The 18,705-nt window shown below is 75.0% G+C and carries 21 protein-coding genes; 11 read left to right on the top strand and 10 right to left on the bottom strand.

All coding sequences use genetic code 11. The features are described 5' to 3' along the window. Positions 1 to 18 precede the first annotated feature (18 nt). Entirely contained in the window at positions 19 to 897 is an 879-nt protein-coding gene (locus KPF22_RS06720) for a glycosyltransferase family 2 protein (protein WP_208821702.1), read from the bottom strand. Positions 898 to 1,311: 414 nt separating this feature from the next. Here KPF22_RS06720 and KPF22_RS06715 point away from each other — a divergent pair, with 414 nt between their 5' ends. The 4 genes from KPF22_RS06715 to KPF22_RS06700 are packed head-to-tail and all read left to right on the top strand — an operon-like array spanning position 1,312 to position 5,359. Then, complete coding sequence (locus KPF22_RS06715) at positions 1,312 to 2,976, top strand: LCP family protein (protein WP_224401497.1); 1,665 nt, start codon at positions 1,312 to 1,314, stop codon at positions 2,974 to 2,976. A gap of 17 nt (positions 2,977 to 2,993) precedes the next feature. Beyond that, entirely contained in the window at positions 2,994 to 3,740 is a 747-nt protein-coding gene (locus KPF22_RS06710) for a TIGR03089 family protein (protein ID WP_224402387.1), read from the top strand. Between the two features lie 22 nt (positions 3,741 to 3,762). Next, a complete protein-coding gene (gene ilvA / locus KPF22_RS06705; protein ID WP_244326554.1) occupies positions 3,763 to 5,028 on the top strand; it encodes a threonine ammonia-lyase IlvA in 1,266 nt (421 codons plus the stop codon). 58 nt (positions 5,029 to 5,086) lie between these two features. Next, positions 5,087 to 5,359, top strand: coding sequence for an MSMEG_0570 family nitrogen starvation response protein (locus KPF22_RS06700; protein ID WP_202416400.1), 273 nt, complete (start codon positions 5,087 to 5,089; stop codon positions 5,357 to 5,359). 42 nt (positions 5,360 to 5,401) lie between these two features. Here the strand turns inward: KPF22_RS06700 and KPF22_RS06695 are convergent, their stop codons facing one another. Continuing rightward, a complete protein-coding gene (locus KPF22_RS06695; RefSeq protein WP_224401496.1) occupies positions 5,402 to 6,580 on the bottom strand; it encodes a benzoate/H(+) symporter BenE family transporter in 1,179 nt (392 codons plus the stop codon). Positions 6,581 to 6,814: 234 nt separating this feature from the next. On the opposite strand from KPF22_RS06695, the gene KPF22_RS06690 reads away from it, so the two are divergent. From KPF22_RS06690 to KPF22_RS06680, 3 genes are read left to right on the top strand one after another with little or no spacing between them, the layout of a single operon-like run. Then, positions 6,815 to 7,333, top strand: coding sequence for a DUF1097 domain-containing protein (locus tag KPF22_RS06690; protein WP_208821707.1), 519 nt, complete (start codon positions 6,815 to 6,817; stop codon positions 7,331 to 7,333). Positions 7,334 to 7,358: 25 nt separating this feature from the next. Further along, positions 7,359 to 7,595, top strand: coding sequence for a MerR family DNA-binding transcriptional regulator (locus KPF22_RS06685; protein ID WP_062397580.1), 237 nt, complete (start codon positions 7,359 to 7,361; stop codon positions 7,593 to 7,595). A gap of 59 nt (positions 7,596 to 7,654) precedes the next feature. After that, a complete protein-coding gene (locus tag KPF22_RS06680; RefSeq protein ID WP_208821710.1) occupies positions 7,655 to 8,188 on the top strand; it encodes a helix-turn-helix domain-containing protein in 534 nt (177 codons plus the stop codon). Positions 8,189 to 8,394: 206 nt separating this feature from the next. On the opposite strand, the gene KPF22_RS06675 is transcribed toward KPF22_RS06680, so the two are convergent. Beyond that, the gene (locus KPF22_RS06675; protein WP_208821713.1) at positions 8,395 to 9,549 is read right to left on the bottom strand and encodes an acyl-CoA dehydrogenase; all 1,155 of its coding nucleotides are present in this window, start codon (positions 9,547 to 9,549) and stop codon (positions 8,395 to 8,397) included. A 60-nt stretch (positions 9,550 to 9,609) separates the two neighbouring features. Here KPF22_RS06675 and KPF22_RS06670 point away from each other — a divergent pair, with 60 nt between their 5' ends. Then, a complete protein-coding gene (locus KPF22_RS06670) occupies positions 9,610 to 10,317 on the top strand; it encodes a TetR family transcriptional regulator (protein WP_224401495.1) in 708 nt (235 codons plus the stop codon). A gap of 306 nt (positions 10,318 to 10,623) precedes the next feature. Here the strand turns inward: KPF22_RS06670 and purE are convergent, their stop codons facing one another. Both purE and KPF22_RS06660 read right to left on the bottom strand, forming a co-directional pair. Continuing rightward, entirely contained in the window at positions 10,624 to 11,136 is a 513-nt protein-coding gene (purE, locus tag KPF22_RS06665; protein WP_178376051.1) for a 5-(carboxyamino)imidazole ribonucleotide mutase, read from the bottom strand. Next, positions 11,133 to 12,377, bottom strand: coding sequence for a 5-(carboxyamino)imidazole ribonucleotide synthase (locus KPF22_RS06660; protein WP_224401494.1), 1,245 nt, complete (start codon positions 12,375 to 12,377; stop codon positions 11,133 to 11,135). Before KPF22_RS06660 ends, purE begins: the two co-directional genes overlap by 4 nt. A 34-nt stretch (positions 12,378 to 12,411) precedes the next feature. On the opposite strand from KPF22_RS06660, the gene KPF22_RS06655 reads away from it, so the two are divergent. Further along, positions 12,412 to 12,939, top strand: coding sequence for a GtrA family protein (locus KPF22_RS06655; protein ID WP_224401493.1), 528 nt, complete (start codon positions 12,412 to 12,414; stop codon positions 12,937 to 12,939). 16 nt (positions 12,940 to 12,955) lie between these two features. On the opposite strand, the gene KPF22_RS06650 is transcribed toward KPF22_RS06655, so the two are convergent. Continuing rightward, the gene (locus KPF22_RS06650) at positions 12,956 to 14,230 is read right to left on the bottom strand and encodes a HAMP domain-containing sensor histidine kinase (protein ID WP_208821719.1); all 1,275 of its coding nucleotides are present in this window, start codon (positions 14,228 to 14,230) and stop codon (positions 12,956 to 12,958) included. A gap of 7 nt (positions 14,231 to 14,237) precedes the next feature. Continuing rightward, complete coding sequence (locus KPF22_RS06645; protein ID WP_062397592.1) at positions 14,238 to 14,894, bottom strand: response regulator transcription factor; 657 nt, start codon at positions 14,892 to 14,894, stop codon at positions 14,238 to 14,240. A 65-nt stretch (positions 14,895 to 14,959) separates the two neighbouring features. Between KPF22_RS06645 and KPF22_RS06640 the strand changes: the two genes are divergently transcribed. Beyond that, entirely contained in the window at positions 14,960 to 15,778 is an 819-nt protein-coding gene (locus KPF22_RS06640; protein ID WP_224401492.1) for an inositol monophosphatase family protein, read from the top strand. Then, entirely contained in the window at positions 15,771 to 16,226 is a 456-nt protein-coding gene (locus KPF22_RS06635) for a MaoC/PaaZ C-terminal domain-containing protein (protein WP_208821725.1), read from the top strand. The genes KPF22_RS06640 and KPF22_RS06635 overlap by 8 nt, the downstream gene beginning before the upstream one ends. Here the strand turns inward: KPF22_RS06635 and KPF22_RS06630 are convergent. The 3 genes from KPF22_RS06630 to KPF22_RS06620 all read right to left on the bottom strand — a co-directional run bounded on the left by KPF22_RS06630 (position 16,207) and on the right by KPF22_RS06620 (position 18,687). Beyond that, complete coding sequence (locus KPF22_RS06630) at positions 16,207 to 17,139, bottom strand: hydroxymethylglutaryl-CoA lyase (protein WP_224401491.1); 933 nt, start codon at positions 17,137 to 17,139, stop codon at positions 16,207 to 16,209. The genes KPF22_RS06635 and KPF22_RS06630 overlap by 20 nt on opposite strands. Then, on the bottom strand, positions 17,136 to 17,759 hold the full coding sequence (locus KPF22_RS06625; RefSeq protein WP_208821730.1) for a PH domain-containing protein: 624 nt from the start codon (positions 17,757 to 17,759) through the stop codon (positions 17,136 to 17,138). Before KPF22_RS06625 ends, KPF22_RS06630 begins: the two co-directional genes overlap by 4 nt. Positions 17,760 to 17,838: 79 nt before the next feature. Next, on the bottom strand, positions 17,839 to 18,687 hold the full coding sequence (locus KPF22_RS06620; protein WP_208821734.1) for a biotin--[acetyl-CoA-carboxylase] ligase: 849 nt from the start codon (positions 18,685 to 18,687) through the stop codon (positions 17,839 to 17,841). Positions 18,688 to 18,705: the final 18 nt, after the last annotated feature.

The following is an 18,705-nucleotide window of genomic DNA, read 5'->3' as shown; positions in this document are numbered from 1 at the left end:
CCTTCTTCTCGTTCGCGCTCAGCCGGTCCGCCGCAGCAGACCCGAGCGCACGGCCAGGCCGGTGCGCAGGGCCGCACGCAGCGGAGCGTGCACCGGACCGCGGTGGCGGTCGGCCAGGTAGCGGTAGGCGCTGCGGTGGTGCTCGGCGAGCATCCGTGCCGACACCTCCGGCTTGCCCGTGGACGCTCCGCCCACGTGTACGACATCGGCATCGGGGACGTACACGTTTCGCCATCCGGCGAGATCCAGCCGCATCCCCAGGTCGACGTCCTCGAAGTACATGAAGTAGCGCGGGTCGAAACCGTCGACGGAGTCGAACGCGGTGCGCCGCAGGAGCAGGCACGATCCGGACAGCCAGCCGGCCGCGCGTTCCGTCAGGTCCTCGCGGCTGCGCCGGTAGGCCGCCGTCCAGGGATTGCCCGGCCAGACCGGGGCCAGCACGGCGTGCGCCGCCCCGGCCGTCAGCGACGGCACCTCGCGCGCCGAGGGGTAGACCTCGCCGGACGGTTCGCGGATCAGCGGGCCGAGCGACCCGGCCCGGGGGTGGCGACGGCCGGCGTCGAGCAGGGTGTCCAGCGACCCGGCGCCCCACTCCAGGTCGGGGTTGGCGACGACGACCCAGCCGTATCCGTCGGGCAGCGAGGCCACGCCGCGGTTGGCGGCGGCGCCGTAGCCGACGTTCTCCCCGATCGGCAGGAACGTCACGTGGTCGCGCTCGCGGGCCGCGCGCTCGGGGGCGCCGTCGACGGATCCGTTGTCGGCCAGGACGACCGGCACGTCCGTGCGGGCCGTCGCGCCCTGCAGCGAGTCGAGGAAGGTGTCCAGCAGCGCGCCCGGCGAGTAGGTCACCGTGACGACGGCGACCCCGTCGCCGTAGGACCGTGCGTCGTCGGTCACGTGACCTCCCCGTCCTTTTCGTCCACCCCGCGCATGTCCCGCAACCTAGTCAGCACGGGCACGCCCGTGCCCGGCGGCTCCGTCCGGCACCGCCCGTTCGCGCCCGCGAAGATCACACTCCGTCACCGCGACCATGATTGCGACACTCTCACTTCAACATCCGGACCGCCCCCGAGCAGCGACGACACGTCGTACCCGTGCGTCACCCTCAAGTCCCGACCCCCTACGACGACCGGGCGAGCAACCCGACACGCAGGCCCGTACGACCCACGGCGCGGGCCCGAATGCTGCACCCTGGTCCCCGACCGGGGTGTCCGGTCCCAGAGACGCACGGGCCGCGCTCCGGTTCACCGGACTCCCCCGTCCGGGTGAGACGCGGCGGCGCGGACGAGACGGACCCCGAGGGGAGCGAGCATGGGCGAGGGCTACCGGGACCGCTCCCGCCCGTCGGCCGCCGAGCGCGCCGCCGCGCGACGCTCCGGCCGCCCCGCCGCCCCCGACGACCGGTGGCGCTCGCCCCGGGTCCGCCCGGACACCGGCGCCGCCCGCGGCCGCCCCGCGGGCTCCGCGGGCTGGACCCGGGCCGGGACCGCGACCGGCCCCGACGAGCACCCCCCGTACCCGGTGCGGGGCGGGCGCACCGGCGGACGACCGCCCCGGGGCCGCGGGCTGCTGGCCCGGCTGCAGCTCGCCGTCGCCGTGCTGTCGGCGCTGACGGTGCTGCTCACCGGCGCCGTGTGGACCCTCTACCGCGACGTCACCGGCGGCATCACCACGACGAACCTGCTGTTCGGCGGCTCCGCGGGCGGCGAGCAGAACATCCTGCTGGTCGGCGTGGACAGCCGTACCGACGCGCAGGGCAACCCGCTGCCGGCCGACGTCCTGGCCCAGCTGCGCAGCGGCGCCGAGTCCGGCGTCCTCAACTCCGACACGATCATCGTCGTGCACCTGCCCGCCGACGGCGGCAGCGCGACCGCGTTCTCCATCCCGCGCGACTCCGAGGTGTCGATCCCCGGGATCGGCCGCAACAAGATCAACGCCGCCTACCCGCAGACGAAGGCGCAGGCCGCGTCCCGATTGGTCGCCGAGGGTGTGCGCGACCCCCGGCAGATCGACCAGGACTCGTCGCAGGCCGGTCGGCAGGCCCTGATCGACACCGTGCAGGACCTCACCGGGCTGGCCATCGACCACTTCGCCGAGGTCAACCTGCTCGGCTTCTACAACCTCACCAACGCCGTCGGCGGCGTCGACGTCTGTCTCAAGGCCCCGGCCAGGGACGAGTTCTCCGGCGCCGACTTCCCCGCGGGCCCGCAGACGATCTCCGGTGCCGACGCGCTCGCGTTCGTCCGGCAGCGGCACGGGCTCGCCGGCGGGGACCTGTCGCGTATCAACCGTCAGCAGGTGTTCCTCGCCGCGGTCGCCAACAAGGTCCTGTCCTCGGGCACGCTCACCGACCCGACCAAGCTCGGCGCGCTCATCGAGGTGATCCAGCAGTCGGTCGTCATCGACAGCGGCTGGGACCTGCTCGGCTTCGCCCGCGAGGCGTCGTCGATCGCGGCCGGGAGGATGGACTTCCTGACCATCCCCACCGGCGGCCCGGAGACCACCCGGGGCAAGGACGTGCTGCTCGTCGACCCCGCCGAGGTCCGCGACTTCGTCGCCCACCACACCGACCCCGAGCCCGAGGAGGCGGCCGCGACCTCCACGGAGGCGGCGGCGCCGGTCGTGGCCGACGTGGCGAACGGGTCCGGGGTGACCGGGCTGGCCGCACAGGTCGCCGACACCCTGGGCCGCAACGGGTTCACCCCCGGCGAGGTCGGCAACGCCCCGGACCGCACCACCTCGGTGGTCCGCTACAGCCAGGCCGACGGCGACGCCGCCGCCCGCCGGGTCGCCGAGGCGCTGGGCGGCATCGGCGTCGAGCAGTCCGACGCCGTCGCCCAGGGCCGGGTCCAGGTGCTGCTCGGCACCGACCGCGCGAACGGCGGCCGGTCGGCCGCCGCGGCGGCCGCGCCCGCCGCCGCCCCGGCTCCCTCGACCCCGCCGATCACCGCGGGCGGGGTCCCCTGCATCGACTGACGTAGCGTTCCGGCGTGATGGACACCGTCTTCGGCTCCGGCCTGTTCCTCACCGACGCACTGCTCGGCCCGGCGCTCGGCGCCGCCGCCCCGCGACCGCTGGTCACCCACTACGACGACGCGACCGGCGAGCGGACCGAGCTGTCCGGCACGACCACCGCGAACTGGACCGCGAAGGCGGCGAACCTGCTGCGCGACGAGGTCGACGTCGAGCCGGGCACCCGGGTCGCGGCGCTGCTGCCCGCGCACTGGCAGACCGTCGCCGCTCTGCTGGCCGTGTGGTCCTGCGGCGCGGAGCTCGTCGGCGACCCGGCGGGCGCGGACGTCGTGCTCGCCGACGCGGCGCGGCTCGACGTGGCGCTCGCGGCCGGGGCGGGCACGGTCGTCGCGTTCTCGCTGGACTTCTTCGGCCGCGGCCTGGGCGACCTCCCCGGCGGCACCGTCGATTTCGCGACCGAGGTGCGGGTGCACGGCGACGAGTTCGTCCCGTGGGACCCGGTGGACGGCGCGGCCCCGGCCTGGGACGGCGCGAGCGGCGAGCAGGTCCTCGCGGCGGCCCGGGAGCGTGCGGACGCACTCGGCATCACCGCGGGCGCCCGGGTGCTGTCGAGCACCGGCTGGGACAGCGCGGACGGCCTGCGCGACGGGCTGCTCGCCGTCCTCGCGGCGGGGGCGTCGCTGGTCCAGACCGTGAACGCGGCCGGGGACCCGGCGGCCCTCGACCGCCGCGCGGAGTCCGAGCGGGTCACCCTGCGCCTGGGGTGAGCGGCGGCCCCGGCCGGGGGTCATGACACCCTGGTCGACCGTGACCCCCTCTGTGAGCGCCCGGGACGTCGACGACGCGGCGGCCCGGCTCCGCGCCGTCATCGGCCCGACCCCGCTGCAGCTCAACCCCCGCCTGTCCGACGCGCTCGGCGGCGAGGTCTGGGTCAAGCGCGAGGACCTGCAGCCGGTCCGTTCGTACAAGATCCGCGGCGCCTACAACCTCATCGCGCAGCTGCCCGAGGCCGACCGTCTCGCCGGCGTCGTCTGCGCCAGCGCCGGCAACCACGCCCAGGGCGTCGCGTTCGCCTGCCAGCGCCTCGGCGTGACCGGGCGGGTGTACCTGCCCGGCACGACCCCGCGCCAGAAGCGGGACCGGGTCGCGCGGCTGGGCCGTGACGCCGTCGAGGTGCGGGTGGTCGGCAACACCTACGACGAGGCCGCCGCGGCCGCCCGTGCCGACGCCGCGTCCACCGGTGCCACCCAGGTACCCGCCTTCGACGACCCGCGCACCGTCGCGGGCCAGGGCACGATCGCCCGCGAGATCCTCTCCCAGCTGGCCGACCCGCCGGACGTGCTGGTCGTGCCGGTCGGTGGCGGCGGACTGCTCGCCGGGGCCATCACCTACCTGCGCGAGCACGCGCCGTCGACCCGGATCGTGGGCGTCGAGCCCGCCGGGGCGGCGAGCATGGCGGCGGCGGTTGCCGCGGGCGAGCCGGTCGACCTGGGGTCGCTGGACCCGTTCGTCGACGGCGCCGCCGTGCGCAAGGTCGGCGCGGCCACCTTCGACGTGGTGCGCGACGCGGGCGTGGAGCTGCTCGCGGTGCCCGAGGGCCGGATCTGCGTCGAGATGCTCGCGCTCTACCAGTCCGACGGGATCATCGCCGAGCCCGCGGGCGCGCTGTCCCCCGCGGCGCTGGACCGGCTCGACATCCCCCGCGACGCGACGACGGTCTGCCTGCTCTCGGGCGGCAACAACGACGTCTCCCGCTACGCCGACATCGTCGAGCGCGCCCTGGTCTTCGAGGGCCGCAAGCACTACTTCCTCGTCGAGTTCCCGCAGGAGCCGGGCGCGCTGCGCCGGTTCCTCGACGACGTCCTCGGCCCGGACGACGACATCACCCTGTTCGAGTACACCAAGCGCTCCAACCGGGAGACCGGCCCGGCCCTGGTCGGCATCGAGCTGGGTTCGCCGGACGACCTGCCCGCGCTGCTCAAGCGGATGCAGGAGGCTCCCCCGCACATCGAGCCCATCCCGCCGGACAGCCCGCTGTTCGGCTTCATCCTGTAGACGCCGCGCGCAACACGGCGGCAATCCGGGCCGCCTACCGTGCACGACCGTGCCCGAGATGATGTTCGACGTCCGCTGGCCGGACGGCACCGAGGTCAGCTACTACTCGCCGTCGCTGGTGGTGACCGAGCACCTGGACACCGGCACGACCTACCCGGTGGCCGAGTTCGTCACGCGCAGCCGCACCTGCATGGAGATCGCCGACGCGCGGGTGCGGGCGAAGTACGGGTTCGGCTGCGCGCAGTCGGCGCGGACGATCGCGCTCATCGACGCGGCCGCGGGGCGGTTCGCCCCGACCGACGAGGTGCGGGTGGAGGGCTTCCGCCGCTGACGCCGCCGGGTCCTGCGGTGATGTGGCGGCCGCGGCGCGGCGTCACGCGGCGGCCGGGCGCCGCCGCAGCACCAGGTGCAGCGCCACCCCGGCGAGCAGCCCCCAGAACGCCCCGCCGATCCCGGCGATCGTGACCCCGGCCGCCGAGACCAGGAACGCGGCGGCAGCGGGCACCCGCGCGACGGCCGGGTCCGGCGTCGGGTCGGCGACGGCGAGGGCCCCGGCGAGCGCGGCACCGAACGTCCCGAGCAGCGCGAGCCCCGCGACGGACTCCACGACCCCGGGCGGCGCGGCCGCGACCAGGGCGGCCATCGTCGTCGCGAGCGGGGCCAGCAGCAGGCAGGCGACGCCGTTGGCCTGGCAGGCGACCCAGCGTCGCGCCGGGTCCGGGTGGGACTCGGGCGAGGCGGGCAGCGCCGCGGTGATCGCGGCCAGGTTGATCGCGTGCGCACCGGCCGGGGCCCCGAGGACCGTCCCGGCGCCGGTGAGCACCATCGCGTACCGCCAGGGGACGGGGTAGCCCGCCGCGGCGAGCACCGCGACGCCGGGCACGTTCTGCGAGGCCATCGTGACCACCCAGAGCGGCAGCGCGACCCCCACCAGGGCCGCGACCGAGAAGGCCGGGGCGGTGAGGGCGATCTCCGGCGGGCGCAGCCACGACCAGCCGTCGGCGAGGACGACGACGATCACCAGCGCCAGCCCGAACGCGGCCGGGGACGCCCAGCGCGGTGCGAACCGCGACAGGACGACCCACAGGACCACGATCGGCGCCACCAGCAGCGGCCGCTCGACCAGCGCACGGACCGGCGCCAGGCACAGCGGCAGGAGCACACCGGCCAGCATCGCCTGCGCGATCGGCGCCGGGATCGCGCCGACGAGCCGCCCGAGCGGGCGCACGAGCCCGGTCGCGACGATCAGCAGACCGCCGACGACGAACGCGCCGACCACGGCGGGCCACCCACCCGCGACGGCCCCGGTGGAGGCCAGCAACGCCGCGCCGGGGGTGGACCAGGCGACCGTCAGCGGGCGGCGGAACCGGCGGGACAGCCAGATCGTCGCCACCCCCATCAGCGCGGTGAGCACCACCAGCCCGGACGCGGCCTGCGCCGGGTCGGCACCGGCCGCCGTCAGCCCGGCGAGGACGACGGCGAACGAGCTGGTCACCCCGATCACCGCGGAGACGACACCGACCGACACCGGTTGCGCCCAGGAACGATCCACGGCGCCACCCTAACCGCGTCGTTCTGTAAACAGAACCCGCCGCGGGCGGTAAGCAGGATGTTCTGCAGCCGATACACGGGGTGCCGCCGACCCGACCAAAGATGACCGAACCGTGTCGTCCGGAAAACAGGCGGTGACGTCCGGTCCGCCGATCTTGGTACGGCCACCTGCCGCGGCCCATCCTGCGTGGGCCGCCGCACCCGCCGGGCGCGGCTCTACCGGAAGGCCCGTCTCATGAAGCTGCCCGTCGCTCTGGCCCTGGTGATCGGCGTCGCCGGGGCGGTGATCGCGTACCTCTACCTCGGTCCGCTCTCCGGGCTCGGCCTGTTCGTACCGGCGACGTTCCTGGGCGCCGCGACGTTCTTCGCGGCGGGCGGTGACCGGCCCGCGCTGGTCACCGCTCTGGCCACGAACGTCTGGGGCATCGTCACCGGCACCGTCATGCTGGTCCTGGCCGGCCTCACCACGAACCCCGCCCTGCTGGGCCTGATCATCGGCGGGATGACCGCGGTGTTCATCCTCGGTGCGCTCGTACCGGTGCTCGGGTTCGTCCCCGGCGCGGTCGTCGGGTTCGCCACGACCGCGGCGTTCGGCCTGCTCAGCGGGGCGTCGGGCACCGATTTCTCGCTGCCCACCGGCCCCTTCACGGTGATGCTGCTGTCGTTCGTGGTCGGCTCGGTCGTGCTGGGCTACGGCTGCAGCCTGGTCGTCGGCCGACTGACCGCCCGCACCGCGGCACCCGCCGCGGCCTGACCGGCGGCGGCGCCCGGTGCGACTGGTGACCACCGGCGAGGCCGCGACCAGACTGGCCCTGAGCCCGCGGGCGCTGCACCGCTGGGCCAGGGCCGGCCTGGTGACACCGGCCTTCCGGGAACCGGACGGCCGTGACCTGTGGGACGTGGAGGATCTGCGGGACCAGGTCACGGCGCTCCCGGCCCGCTTCTCCGCGGCCACCGCGGTGCGCGACCCGGGGACGCCCGTGCCGCGGCCCGGCCCGGACGCGCCGGCGGGGTAGCCCGCGCTCCCCCGCCGCGGGCGTCCACCTGTCCGGACGGGCCGGGCTACAGTCGCCCGGTGGACGACGGGGCACTGCGCACGGCCGTCGGCGCACGGCTGCGGACGGCCCGGACCGCACGCGGTCTGTCCCTCGGAGCGCTCGCGGAGCGGGCGGGGATCGGGAAGGGCTCGCTGTCTGAGATCGAGAACGGCAGCCGCAACCCCACCCTGTCCACCCTCTACGCGCTCGCGGACGCCCTGGGCGTACCGCTGTCGCGGCTGCTCGCCGAGCACCCCGGGGCCGAGGTCGCCGGCCCCGGCATCACCGCGCGCCTGCTGGAGGCGGTCACCGACGACCACGGCACCGTCGAGGTGTACGCCCTGGCCCTCGTCCCGGAGGCGGTGCACGTGTCCCCCGGACACGGTCCGGGGGTGGTGGAGCACCTGCTCGTCACCCGCGGTGCCGTCCGGGCCGGGCGCAGCGGGCGCGAGGCCGACCTCGGCACCGGCGAGGCCACCCGCTGGCCCGCGGACGGCCAGCACACCTACACCGCCCTCGCCGGGGCACCGGCCGCGGCCGTGCTCGTCATCCGCACCCCGCCGGGTCCGTGATCGTCAGCACCTGGGCGCGGTGCGCGCGGCCCGTACCGCGCCCATGTACTGATCGTCAGGCCGCCGCGTCCCACCGGGCGAGCACCCCGGGTGGCGTACAGGGTCGGTGCCCGCCGGCGCCGCCGGGTCCAGGCCCGCTCGCGCAGCGCGTTCAGTGGCCGGATCGTCGCCGTCCACGACGGCCCCGTCCGTGGGCCGTCAGGGTGTCACCTGAGCAGCGAACGCGCCATCACCATGCGCTGGATCTGGTTGGTGCCCTCGTAGATCTGGGTGATCTTCGCGTCGCGCATCATGCGCTCGGCCGGGAAGTCGCGGGTGTAGCCCGCGCCGCCGAGCAGCTGGACGGCGTCGGTGGTCACCTGCATCGCGGTGTCGGAGGCGAAGCACTTGGCCGCCGAGGAGATGAAGCCCAGGTCGGGCTCGTTGCGCTCGGCGCGCGAGGCGGCCACGTAGCAGAGCTGGCGGGCGGCCTCGACCTTCATCGCCATGTCGGCGAGCATGAACTGCAGACCCTGGAACTCGGCCAGGTGCCTGCCGAACTGCTTGCGCTCCTTCATGTACTGCGTCGCGACGTCGAGCGCGCCCTGCGCGATGCCGACGGCCTGCGCACCGATGGTCGGGCGCGTGTGGTCCAGCGTGCGCAGCGCGGTCTTGAAGCCGGTGCCCTCGGCGCCGATGATCCGGTCGGCCGGGATGCGGCAGTCCTCGAAGTGGATCTCGCGGGTCGGCGAGCCGTGGATCCCGAGCTTGCGCTCCTTGGTGCCGACGACGAAGCCCGGGTCGTCGGAGTGGACCACGAACGCCGAGATCCCGTTGGCCTTCTTCTCCGGGTCGGTGACGGCCATGACCGTGTACCAGGTCGACTCGCCGGCGTTGGTGATCCAGCACTTGGTGCCGTTGAGGACCCACTCGTCCCCGTCGCGGCGGGCGCGGGTCTTCATCGACGCGGCGTCGGAGCCCGCCTCGCGCTCGGACAGGGCGTAGCTGACCATCGCCTCGCCCGCGGCGACCGACGGCAGGACCTGCTTCTTCAGCTCGTCCGAGGCGGACAGCAGGATCGGGGTGAGCCCGAGGCCGTTCACCCCGGGGATCAGCGACGACGACGCACAGACCCGCGCGACCTCCTCGATCACGATGCAGCCGGCGAGCTCGTCGGCACCCTGGCCGCCGTACTCCTCGGGGATGATCACGGCCTGGAAGCCGGCCTTGACCAGCGCGTCGCGCGCCTCGACGGGGTACCGGCCCTGCTCGTCGACGTCGGCGGCGTGCGGGGCGATCTCCTTCTCCGCCAGGTCCCGGACCGCCTCGCGGAGGGCCGTGTGCTCGTCGCTGAGCCGGTAGCTGTCGAACTCGCTGTTCATGCCGACCATGCTAACGGCACTCCGTGCCACATGTCACGGGACCTTGCTACCCTCCGTGCCATGACGACCAGCACGCGGCGCGGGCGTTCCCCCGAGGGGCGGGCCGAGGTGCGGCGGGAGCTGGTGGCGGCGGCCGCGCGGCTGTTCACCGAACGCGGCTACGACGACACGACCGTCGACGACATCGCCGCCGCCGCGGGCGTCGGGCGCCGCACCTTCTTCCGCTACTTCCGGGGCAAGGAGGACGCGCTGTCCCCCGACCACGAGCGCGGGCTGGCCCGGATCGGCGAGGTGTTCGCCGGCGCGCACCCCGACGAGCCGCTGCCGTCACTGGCACTGCGTGCCGCGGAGACGGTGTTCGAGCTCTACACCGAGGACCCGGAGGTCGCCCGGCTGCGCTTCGCGCTCGTCGGCTCGGTGCCCGCGCTGCGCGACCGCGAGGCCGCGTCGGTGCACCACTACCGACGGCTGTTCACCCGCGAGCTCACCGCCCGGCTGGGCGACCGCCCGGACGGCGAGCTGCGGGCCGCGGTGACGGCGGCGGCGCTGGTCGCCGCGCACAACCAGGCGCTGCGCCGGTGGCTGGTCGAGGGCGCGCGTGACGCCGACCTGCCCGGCGCCGTCGACCACTTCCGCCGGGTCGCGCCGATGCTGCCGCTGGAGGACGCGGGCGAGCCGGCCCCGGCACCCGATCTGGAGGACGTGACCCGGCGTCTGGAGCGCGCGGCGCGGACCCTGGAACGGGAGTCGACCCGGCGCACGGGCTGAGCCCGGCCCCGGGGCGTCCGGCCCCGGACATGCGTGATCCCCGGGCCGCACCGGGGTGCGTCACCGAACCGGACAGAGTTCGGACCCGGGGATCACGGGTGACCGTCGGGAACTCGCCGGCACCACACCGGCTTCCACGACCGCCTCTCCGACGGGTTCTCCCCGCCGGAGCAGAACGTGGTGCTAGCTGACGGCCACCTCACGTGTCCTGCTGTAGCTCATCTGCTGGACCACCTCCTCTCCCGTGTACCGACACCGTACGCACGGGATCGAGCGGCGCGCCACCGGAAAATCGCGGCCCGGTCCTCAGCCCTCGCGGGCGGCCACGCGCAGCGCCGCGTCCTTGTCCAGGACGCTGCGCTCGAGGTCGGCCTGGTACTCCACCATGGCCTGCCGGAGCCGCTCGTCGCCGGCGCCGAGGATGCGCACCGCGAGCAGTCCGGCGTTGCGGGCGTTGCCGACCGCGACGGTCGCCACCGGCACGCCGGCGGGCATCTGCACGATCGACAGCAGCGAGTCCAGGCCGTCGAGGTACTTCAGCGGCACGGGCACGCCGATGACCGGCAGCGGCGTCGCGGCGGCGACCATCCCGGGCAGGTGCGCGGCGCCACCAGCCCCGGCGACGATCGCCTGCAGGCCGCGGTCGGCGGCCGAGGCGGCGTAGTCGAGCATCCGCTGCGGGGTGCGGTGGGCGGAGTAGACGCCCACCTCCCACGGCACGCCGAACTCGTCGAGCGCGGCGCCCGCGGCGCCCATCACCGGCCAGTCGGAGTCGCTGCCCATGATCACGCCCACGCGCGGGGAGCCGGTCTGCGTCATCGAGGTCCTTCCGGGGAGTGCGGGGAGCGGGGATCGCCGGTGTGGGCGGACCAGCCGTCCGCCCAGGTCGCGGTGGCCAGCCAGCCCGCGGCGAGCTCCGCGCGGGTGCGCACGTCGGCCTCGTCGCGGCCGAGCACCGTCACGTGGCCGATCTTGCGGGCCGGGCGGCCGTCCTTGGCGTAGAGGTGCACCTTCGCCTCGGGGAAGCGCGCGAAGCAGTGGTGCAGCCGCTCGTCCATGCCCATCGCGGGCTCCTGCGCCGCACCCAGCACGTTCGCCATCACCGCGACCGGGGCGACCGGGGCGGTGGAGCCGAGCGGGTAGTCCAGCACCGCGCGCAGGTGCTGCTCGAACTGCGAGGTGACCGAGCCCTCGATCGTCCAGTGCCCGGAGTTGTGCGGGCGCATCGCCAGCTCGTTCACGACGACATCGCCGGGCGCGGTCTCGAACAGCTCGACCGTCATCAGCCCGACGACGCCGAGCTCGGCCGCGATCCGCAGCGCCAGTTCCTGGATCCGGGCGGCGTGGTCCGGGTCGAGCCCGGGGGCGGGCGAGGTGACCCGGGCGCACTGGCCGTCGACCTGCAGGGTCTCGACGACCGGCCATGCGGCGGCCTGGCCGAAGGGCGAGCGGGCGACACTCGCGGCCAGCTCGCGGGTCATCAGGACCGCGGACTCGACGAGCAGCGGGGTGCCGGCGTCGAGCAGGTCGGCGACCAGCCGGTCGGTGTCGTCGCCGCCGGCGCGCAGGAACCAGACGCCGCGGCCGTCGTAGCCGCCGCGGGTGGCCTTGAGCACGACCGGCCAGCCGTGCCCTGCCCCGAACGCGGCGACGTCGCCGGGCGCCGCCACCTCGGCGAACGCGGGCACCGGCAGCCCCATCTCCGACAGCCGCCGTCGCATCACCAGCTTGTCCTGCGCGTGCACGAGCGCCGAGGGCGGCGGCCGCAGCGGCAGCCCGGCCTCGGCGAGCGGGACCAGCACCTCCTGCGGGACACCCTCGTGGTCGAACGTGACGGCCGAGCAGCCCGTCGCGAGCTCCCGCAGCGCGGCGGCGTCGTCGGGGTCGCCGATGACGACGTCCGGCGTCGCCCGGGCCGCCGGATCGTCCGGCGACGCGGCCAGCACCCGCAGGGTCTGCCCCAGCGCGACGGCGGCCTGGGCGGTCATCCGGGCCAGCTGGCCACCGCCGACCATGCCGACAACGGGCAAGGCGGCCTTCTGCGCGTCAACCCTCTCCACGAGACCGGGAGCCTAATCTGGCACGATCGATCCCGTGACGGTGGTGGAGGCGACGCTCGCCAGGATCCCCCAGCCGTACCGCGACAAGGCGATCAAACACCGCGAGCTGATCAAGTTCCTGATGGTCGGTGGCAGCACCTGGGTCATCGACACGGTGGTGTTCCTGGTGCTGAAGGCCACGGTGCTGGCCGACAAGCCGGTGACCGCCAAGGTGGTCGCGGTGCTGGTGGCGACGATGGTGTCCTACGTGCTGAACCGCGAGTGGTCCTTCCGGACCCGCGGCGGGCGCGAGCGGCACCACGAGGCCCTCCTGTTCTTCGTGATCAGCGGGGTCGGGGTCGGGGTGTACTCGGCGCCGCTGTGGGTCTCGCGCTACGTCTTCGAGCTGCAGGTGCCGTTCGTCTCGCTGGTCGCCCAGGAGTCCGCGGACTTCGTGGCCGGCCAGATCGTCGGCACCCTGGTCGGGATGGCCTTCCGCTGGTGGGCGTTCCGCCGGTTCGTGTGGCCGGACCAGTTCGTGCGACGCCAGCCCCCGCCGGTCCCCCCGGCCCCCGAGGACTGAGCGACCGGGCCACCGGCTACCGCGGGCCGGTGCGGTCGGGCACCGGGGCCGCCGCGGCGACGTCGTCGGTGCGGGCCGCGGGCAGGTACAGCCGGAACACCGGCGGCCGGGCCCGGGACAGCTCCAGCCTGCCGCCGTCGGCCTCGACCAGCGTCCGGGCCAGCGCCAGCCCCAGCCCGGTCGAGGACTGCGCCGAGATGCCCCGGTCGAACACGTGCGGCACCAGGTCCTCCGGCACGCCGGGCCCGGTGTCGGACACCTCCACCAGCAGCGCGTTCTCCCCGGTCCGCGCGGAGATCGTGACCGGTCCGTCGCCGTGCTGCAGCGCGTTGTCGACGAGCACCCCGATCGCCTCGCGCAGCCGTGCCGCGGTCACCCGGGCGAGCAGCCCCTCGGGCACCCGCACCTTGAGCGACCGGCCGGCCGCGGTGAGCGGGCCGCGCCACTCCCGCTCGGCGTCGGCGACGGCCTCGGCCAGGTCGACCGGTTCCGCCCCGACCGCCCGCGCGGCGCGCGCGGACTCCAGCAGGTCGTCGAGGACGGCGGTGAGCCGCTCGGTCTGCTCCAGCGCCGCGTTGGCCTCGCGGCGGGCGTCCGGGTCGGGGTGGCAGGCGAGCTCGTCCAGACGCAGCTGCAGCGCGGTGATCCGGCTGCGCAGCTGGTGGGACACGTCCCCGACCAGCGACCGCTCGCGGTGCAGCAGCTGGGACAGCGCCGTCGCCGAGGAGTCCAGGACCTCCGAGACGCGGTCGAGCTCGGCGATGTCGTAGCGGGCCGGGGACCGGCGGAAGTCGCCCGCACCGAGGCGGGCGGCGCGGGCCGCGAGGTCGCGCAGCGGGTCCGACAGCCGGCGCGCGGTGTACACCGCGACCCCCGTGCCGACGGTGACGGAGAACCCCACCAGCAGCACGACGACGGCCACAACCTGGGTCTGCTGGGACCGCATCACCGAGGTCGGCTGGGACAGCTCCATGATCCCGCCCGGCCCGAACGGCAGCGACTCGGTCACCGGGTCGTCGACCCGGTCCACGCCGTAGACGATCGGGTCGGAGTCCGGCGGCACGACCACCAGCCGGGAGTTCGGCGGGATCGCCGCCTCCACCAGCCGTTGCGACTGCGGCCCGGTGCCGTACTCCTCGACGGTCTCGGTGACCTGCTCGAGGCGCTGGGTCAGCTCGGCACGGGTGAAGTCCTCGACGAGCTGCCAGGTCGCGAGCGCGAGCGGGCCGCCCAGGAACAGCGCGGTCAGCGCCACCGTCAGCAGGGTGGAGATCAGGATCCGGCGGCGCACGGCGACCTCAGTCCGAGTTGTACCGGAAGCCGACGCCGCGGACGGTGGCGATCCGCTTCTCGCCGCCGATCTTGCGGCGCAGCCACGACATGTGCATGTCCAGCGTCTTCGACGACTTCATGTCCGCGTCACCCCAGACCGCGTGCAGGATCTCCTCGCGCGTCACGACCTGGCCGGCGTGGATCATCAGCACCCGCAGCAGCTCGAACTCCTTGTTGGCCAGGGAGATCTCGTCGCCGTCGAGCAGGACGCGGCGGCCGGACAGCTCCATCCGCAGGCCGTCCACCTCGACGACGTCCTGGGTGCGGCGGCGCAGCAGCGCCCGCACCCGGGCCAGCAGCTCGGCCAGCCGGAACGGCTTGGACACGTAGTCGTCGGCGCCGGCGTCGAGCCCCACGACGAAGTCGACCTCGTCGGTGCGGGCGGTGAGCATGAGGACGGGCAGGTCCGGCAGGGTCGCACGGACCCGCCGGCAGACCTCCAGGCCGTCCATGCCGGGCAGCCCCAGGTCGAGCACGAGCAGGTCGACCTGCGCACGGGTGACCCGGTCGACGGCGCCGACGCCGTCGGCGACGACGTCGACGTCGTACCCCTCGCGCTGCAGGGCCCGCGACAGCGGCTCGGCGATGGCCGCGTCGTCCTCGGCCAGAACCACGGTGGTCATCTCACCGAGCATAGGGCTCCGGGCCCCGGGCACGGTGGCGGTGCGAGCTGGCATGCTCGCCCAACGTGAACCCCGACCGATGCGTGCCCGCCGAACCCGGTGATCTGGATCTCGCCCTGCGCCTGGCGGACCTCGCCGACGCGATCACGCTGCCCCGTTTCCGGGCCGCCGACCTGCGGGTGGAGCGCAAGCCGGACCGCACCCCGGTGACCGACGCCGACACCGCCGCCGAGGACGCGATCCGCGCCGCGCTGGGCCACGAGCGCCCCGCCGACGCGATCCTCGGGGAGGAGCGCGGCGGGTCCACCGACACCGCGCACGGCCGCGGCTGGGTGATCGACCCGATCGACGGGACCAAGAACTTCTCCCGCGGGGTGCCCGCGTGGGCGACGCTGATCGCGCTCGTCGTCGACGGTGTGCCGACGGTGGGTGTGGTGAGCGCGCCGGCGCTGCACCGGCGCTGGTGGGGCTCGGCGGGGGCCGGGGCCTGGGCGCGTGACCTGCCGTCGGGGACGCCGAAGCGGATCGCGGTGTCGGGGGTGGCCGACGTCGCCGACGCCTACGTCTCGACCACCAACACCGAGACCTTCCGCACCGACCCGTCCCCGGCGTCGCGGGAGGGCTGGATCGCGCTGACCGAGGCCTGCTGGGAGTCCCGCGCGTTCGGCGACTTCTGGCAGCACGTGCTCGTCGCCGAGGGGGTCGTCGACGTCGCGGTGGAACCCGCCGCGAACCCGTGGGACCTGGCGGCGCCGGCCGCCGTCGTCGCCGAGGCGGGCGGGCGGCTGACCGACCTCGCCGGGAACCCGACCTGGTCCGGCGGACACGGCCTGACCAGCAACGGTCTGCTGCACGACGCCGTGCTGGAGGTGCTGCGTGGCTGAGCTGTACTTCGACGACCTGCCCCCGGGGACCGTCGTCGACCTCGGTACGACCGCGGTCGACCGCGACGAGATGGTCGCGTTCTCGGCCCGCTTCGACCCGCAGCCGTTCCACCTGCACGAGGCCGATGGCGAGCGGGTGTTCGGCGGCCTGGCCGCGTCCGGCTGGTTCACCGCGAGCCTGTGGATGCGCGCCTACGTCGACACCGTGCTGTCCCGCGCGGCGTCGCTCGGCTCACCCGGCGGCGACGAGATCGCGTGGCCGGCACCGGTGTTCGCGGGCGACGAGCTGCACGCGGAGATGGAGGTCCTCGAGGCCCGCGTCTCGCGCAGCCGCCCGTCGATGGGCCTGATCACGCTGCGCGGGACGCTGACCCGCACCGGCGACGGCGCGGTCGTGTACCGGTCCCGGTTCACCGGAATGTTCGAGGTCAGGCCGACAGCGCCGTGACCACCCGCGACGGCGACGGCCGTCCCAGGTGCCCGGCCATCCACACGCTCGTGTCGACCAGCTTCCGCAGGTCGGCGCCGTGGTCGATGCCGAGCCCGTCGAGCATCCACACCAGGTCCTCGGTGGCGAGGTTGCCGGTCGCGGACCCGGCGTAGGGGCAGCCGCCCAGGCCGCCCGCGCTGGCGTCGACGGTGGTCACGCCGTACCGCAGCGCGGCCAGGGTGTTGGACAGCGCCTGGCCGTAGGTGTCGTGGAAGTGCACCGCGAGCCGCTCGACGCCGACCCCGCGGGCGACGCACGCGTCGAGCACCGCGCCGACGTGCGCCGGGGTGGCGACGCCGATCGTGTCGCCGAGGGAGAGCTGGTCGCAGCCCATCTCCATCAGCCGCGCCCCGACCGCGGCGGCCTGATCCGGGTCGACGCCGCCCTCCCACGGGTCGCCGAACACCATCGACACGTAGGCCCGCACCCGCAGACCCTCGGACACCGCGCGGGTCACGGTCGGCTCGAACATCGCGAACTGCTCGTCGAGCGTGCGGTTCAGGTTCCGCTTCGCGAACGTCTCGGTGGCCGAGGCGAACACCGCGACGTGGTCGCAGCCGGCGTCGATCGCCCGCTGCAGCCCGCGCTCGTTCGGGGTCAGGACGGGGTAGTCGAGCCCGGCGCGGCGGTCGAGCACGGCGAGCAGGTCGGCGGCGTCGGCGAGCTGGGGCACCCACGTCGGGTGCACGAAGCTGGTCGCCTCCAGCGTGCGCAGGCCCGCGTCGGCGAGCCGGTCGAGGAACTCGGCCTTCACCGCGACCGGGACGACGGTCCTCTCGTTCTGCAGCCCGTCGCGGGGGCCGACCTCGTAGATCTCGACGCGCTCCGGGAGCGCGGGGTCGCGCACCGTCGTGGGAAGACCGTTGCTCACAGGGACGCCCTCTCTCGCTGCGGTGCGGGAGCCTCCATCCTGCCCCGCACGGCCGCGTCGGCGTGACCACGGCGGGCCGTGTGCTCGCTCTCCTTCTCGTTGCTGCGGCGCCGCTCGGCGAGCAGGCCGATCTCCCGGTGCAGCCGGGCCTGCACCCGTTCCACGCCCGACACGTCGGTGAACCGCAGCCGCTCCCCGGCGACGTCGAGCAGCAGGGTGCCGCAGCCGAACACCCGTCCCCCGGCGCCGGTCCGGACACGGACCGAGTCGATGCGGTCGATCGGCACGTCGAGGCCGTCGCGGACGAGCAGGCCCTCCCGGACGAGGAACCGCCGGTCGGTGACGACCAGCAGGGTGGCGCGCCAGCGGGCGATCGGCAGCAGCGTGAACCGCACCGCGACGAGCGCGGCGAGCACCCCGAGCACGAGCCAGGCCCACGGCGCCCACGGCTGCAACCGGACCACGGCGGCCCCGAACCCGGCGACGGCGCTGACCCCGACGAGGACCGCGGCCGGGCGCAGAGCCAGCCGCCAGTGCGGGTGCCCGACCAGCACGACGTGCTCGCCCTCGTCGAGAACCCGGTCCAGAGCCCGGTCCAGAGCGCTGTCGGGGAACGCCATACCCCCACGGTAGGGCGCCGGACGCCCACCGCCCACGCGACGCGCGGGGGCTGCGTCGCAGGTCAGCGCAGTGGGTGACTCAGGACTGGTCGGCCGCGCGCAGATGGACGATGTCCCCGGCCGCCACCGCGACGCGGGCCCCGTCGTCCGGGTGGACCAGCAGCCGGCCCTGCGGGTCGACGTCCTCGGCCGTCCCGACGAGGTGGTCCCCGGCCGGGCGCTCCACCCGCACCCGCGAGCCGAGGCTGGCGCAGGCCGAGCGGTAGTCGCGGCGCAGGCCGCAGGCGTCGGCGTCGCCGCGGGCGTCGCGCCACTGCGCCTCGCGCCGGTACAGGTGCCCCAGCAGTACGGTCGCGGTCTCGGCACGGGACGCGGTGAACCCGTGCGCGGCCAGCGAGGTCGCACCCCACGGCAGGTCGGTGGCCGGGGTGGAGATGTTGAGCCCGATGCCCAGGACGATCCCCGGCCCGCCGCCGGAGACCGCGGTCATCTCGGCGAGGATCCCCGCGGCCTTGCCCCGCGCCGGCCCGACCAGCAGGTCGTTGGGCCACTTCAGGGCCACCGGTACGTCCGGGGCGAGCTCGGTGATCGCGTCGGCCAGCGCGACGCCCGCGAGCATCGGCAGCCAGCCCAGCCGGTCGGCGGGCACGCCCTCGGGGCGCCACAGCACCGACATCGTCAGCGCCGCCCCGGGCCGCGAGATCCAGGTCCGGTCGAGGCGGCCCCGGCCGCGCACCTGGTCCTCGGCGATCAGCACCGAGCGGTCCGGCGCACCGCGCCCGGCCTCGGCCAGCAGGTCGGCGTTCGTGGATCCGGTGGAGGCGACGACGTCGAGCGCCGTCCAGCCCCCCGCGGGACGGAGCACGGCCGTCCGCAGGGCATACGGGTCCAGCGGGGTCCCGTCGCCGTGATTCGTCCCGGTCGTCATCACCGCGCACCGTAACGG

The sequence above is a fragment of the Pseudonocardia sp. ICBG1034 genome (assembly GCF_020131375.1).
In the GTDB taxonomy this organism is placed as follows: Bacteria; Actinomycetota; Actinomycetes; order Mycobacteriales; family Pseudonocardiaceae; genus Pseudonocardia; species Pseudonocardia alni.
The sequence above is the reverse complement of the archived record's forward strand: the minus strand, read 5'-3'. Positions and strand labels throughout refer to the sequence as shown.

What these genes read in the sequence shown, in the direction of transcription:
- purE (WP_178376051.1), bottom strand. Translation starts at nt 11,136, where the DNA reads ATGACGCAGACCGGCTCCCCGCGCGTGGGCGTGATCATGGGCAGCGAC.
- KPF22_RS06675 (WP_208821713.1), bottom strand. Translation starts at nt 9,549, where the DNA reads ATGAACAGCGAGTTCGACAGCTACCGGCTCAGCGACGAGCACACGGCC.
- KPF22_RS06715 (WP_224401497.1), top strand. Translation starts at nt 1,312, where the DNA reads ATGGGCGAGGGCTACCGGGACCGCTCCCGCCCGTCGGCCGCCGAGCGC.
- ilvA (WP_244326554.1), top strand. Translation starts at nt 3,763, where the DNA reads ATGACACCCTGGTCGACCGTGACCCCCTCTGTGAGCGCCCGGGACGTC.
- KPF22_RS06700 (WP_202416400.1), top strand. Translation starts at nt 5,087, where the DNA reads ATGATGTTCGACGTCCGCTGGCCGGACGGCACCGAGGTCAGCTACTAC.
- KPF22_RS06645 (WP_062397592.1), bottom strand. Translation starts at nt 14,894, where the DNA reads ATGACCACCGTGGTTCTGGCCGAGGACGACGCGGCCATCGCCGAGCCG.
- KPF22_RS06670 (WP_224401495.1), top strand. Translation starts at nt 9,610, where the DNA reads ATGACGACCAGCACGCGGCGCGGGCGTTCCCCCGAGGGGCGGGCCGAG.
- KPF22_RS06710 (WP_224402387.1), top strand. Translation starts at nt 2,994, where the DNA reads ATGGACACCGTCTTCGGCTCCGGCCTGTTCCTCACCGACGCACTGCTC.
- KPF22_RS06690 (WP_208821707.1), top strand. Translation starts at nt 6,815, where the DNA reads ATGAAGCTGCCCGTCGCTCTGGCCCTGGTGATCGGCGTCGCCGGGGCG.
- KPF22_RS06620 (WP_208821734.1), bottom strand. Translation starts at nt 18,687, where the DNA reads ATGACGACCGGGACGAATCACGGCGACGGGACCCCGCTGGACCCGTAT.
- KPF22_RS06625 (WP_208821730.1), bottom strand. Translation starts at nt 17,759, where the DNA reads ATGGCGTTCCCCGACAGCGCTCTGGACCGGGCTCTGGACCGGGTTCTC.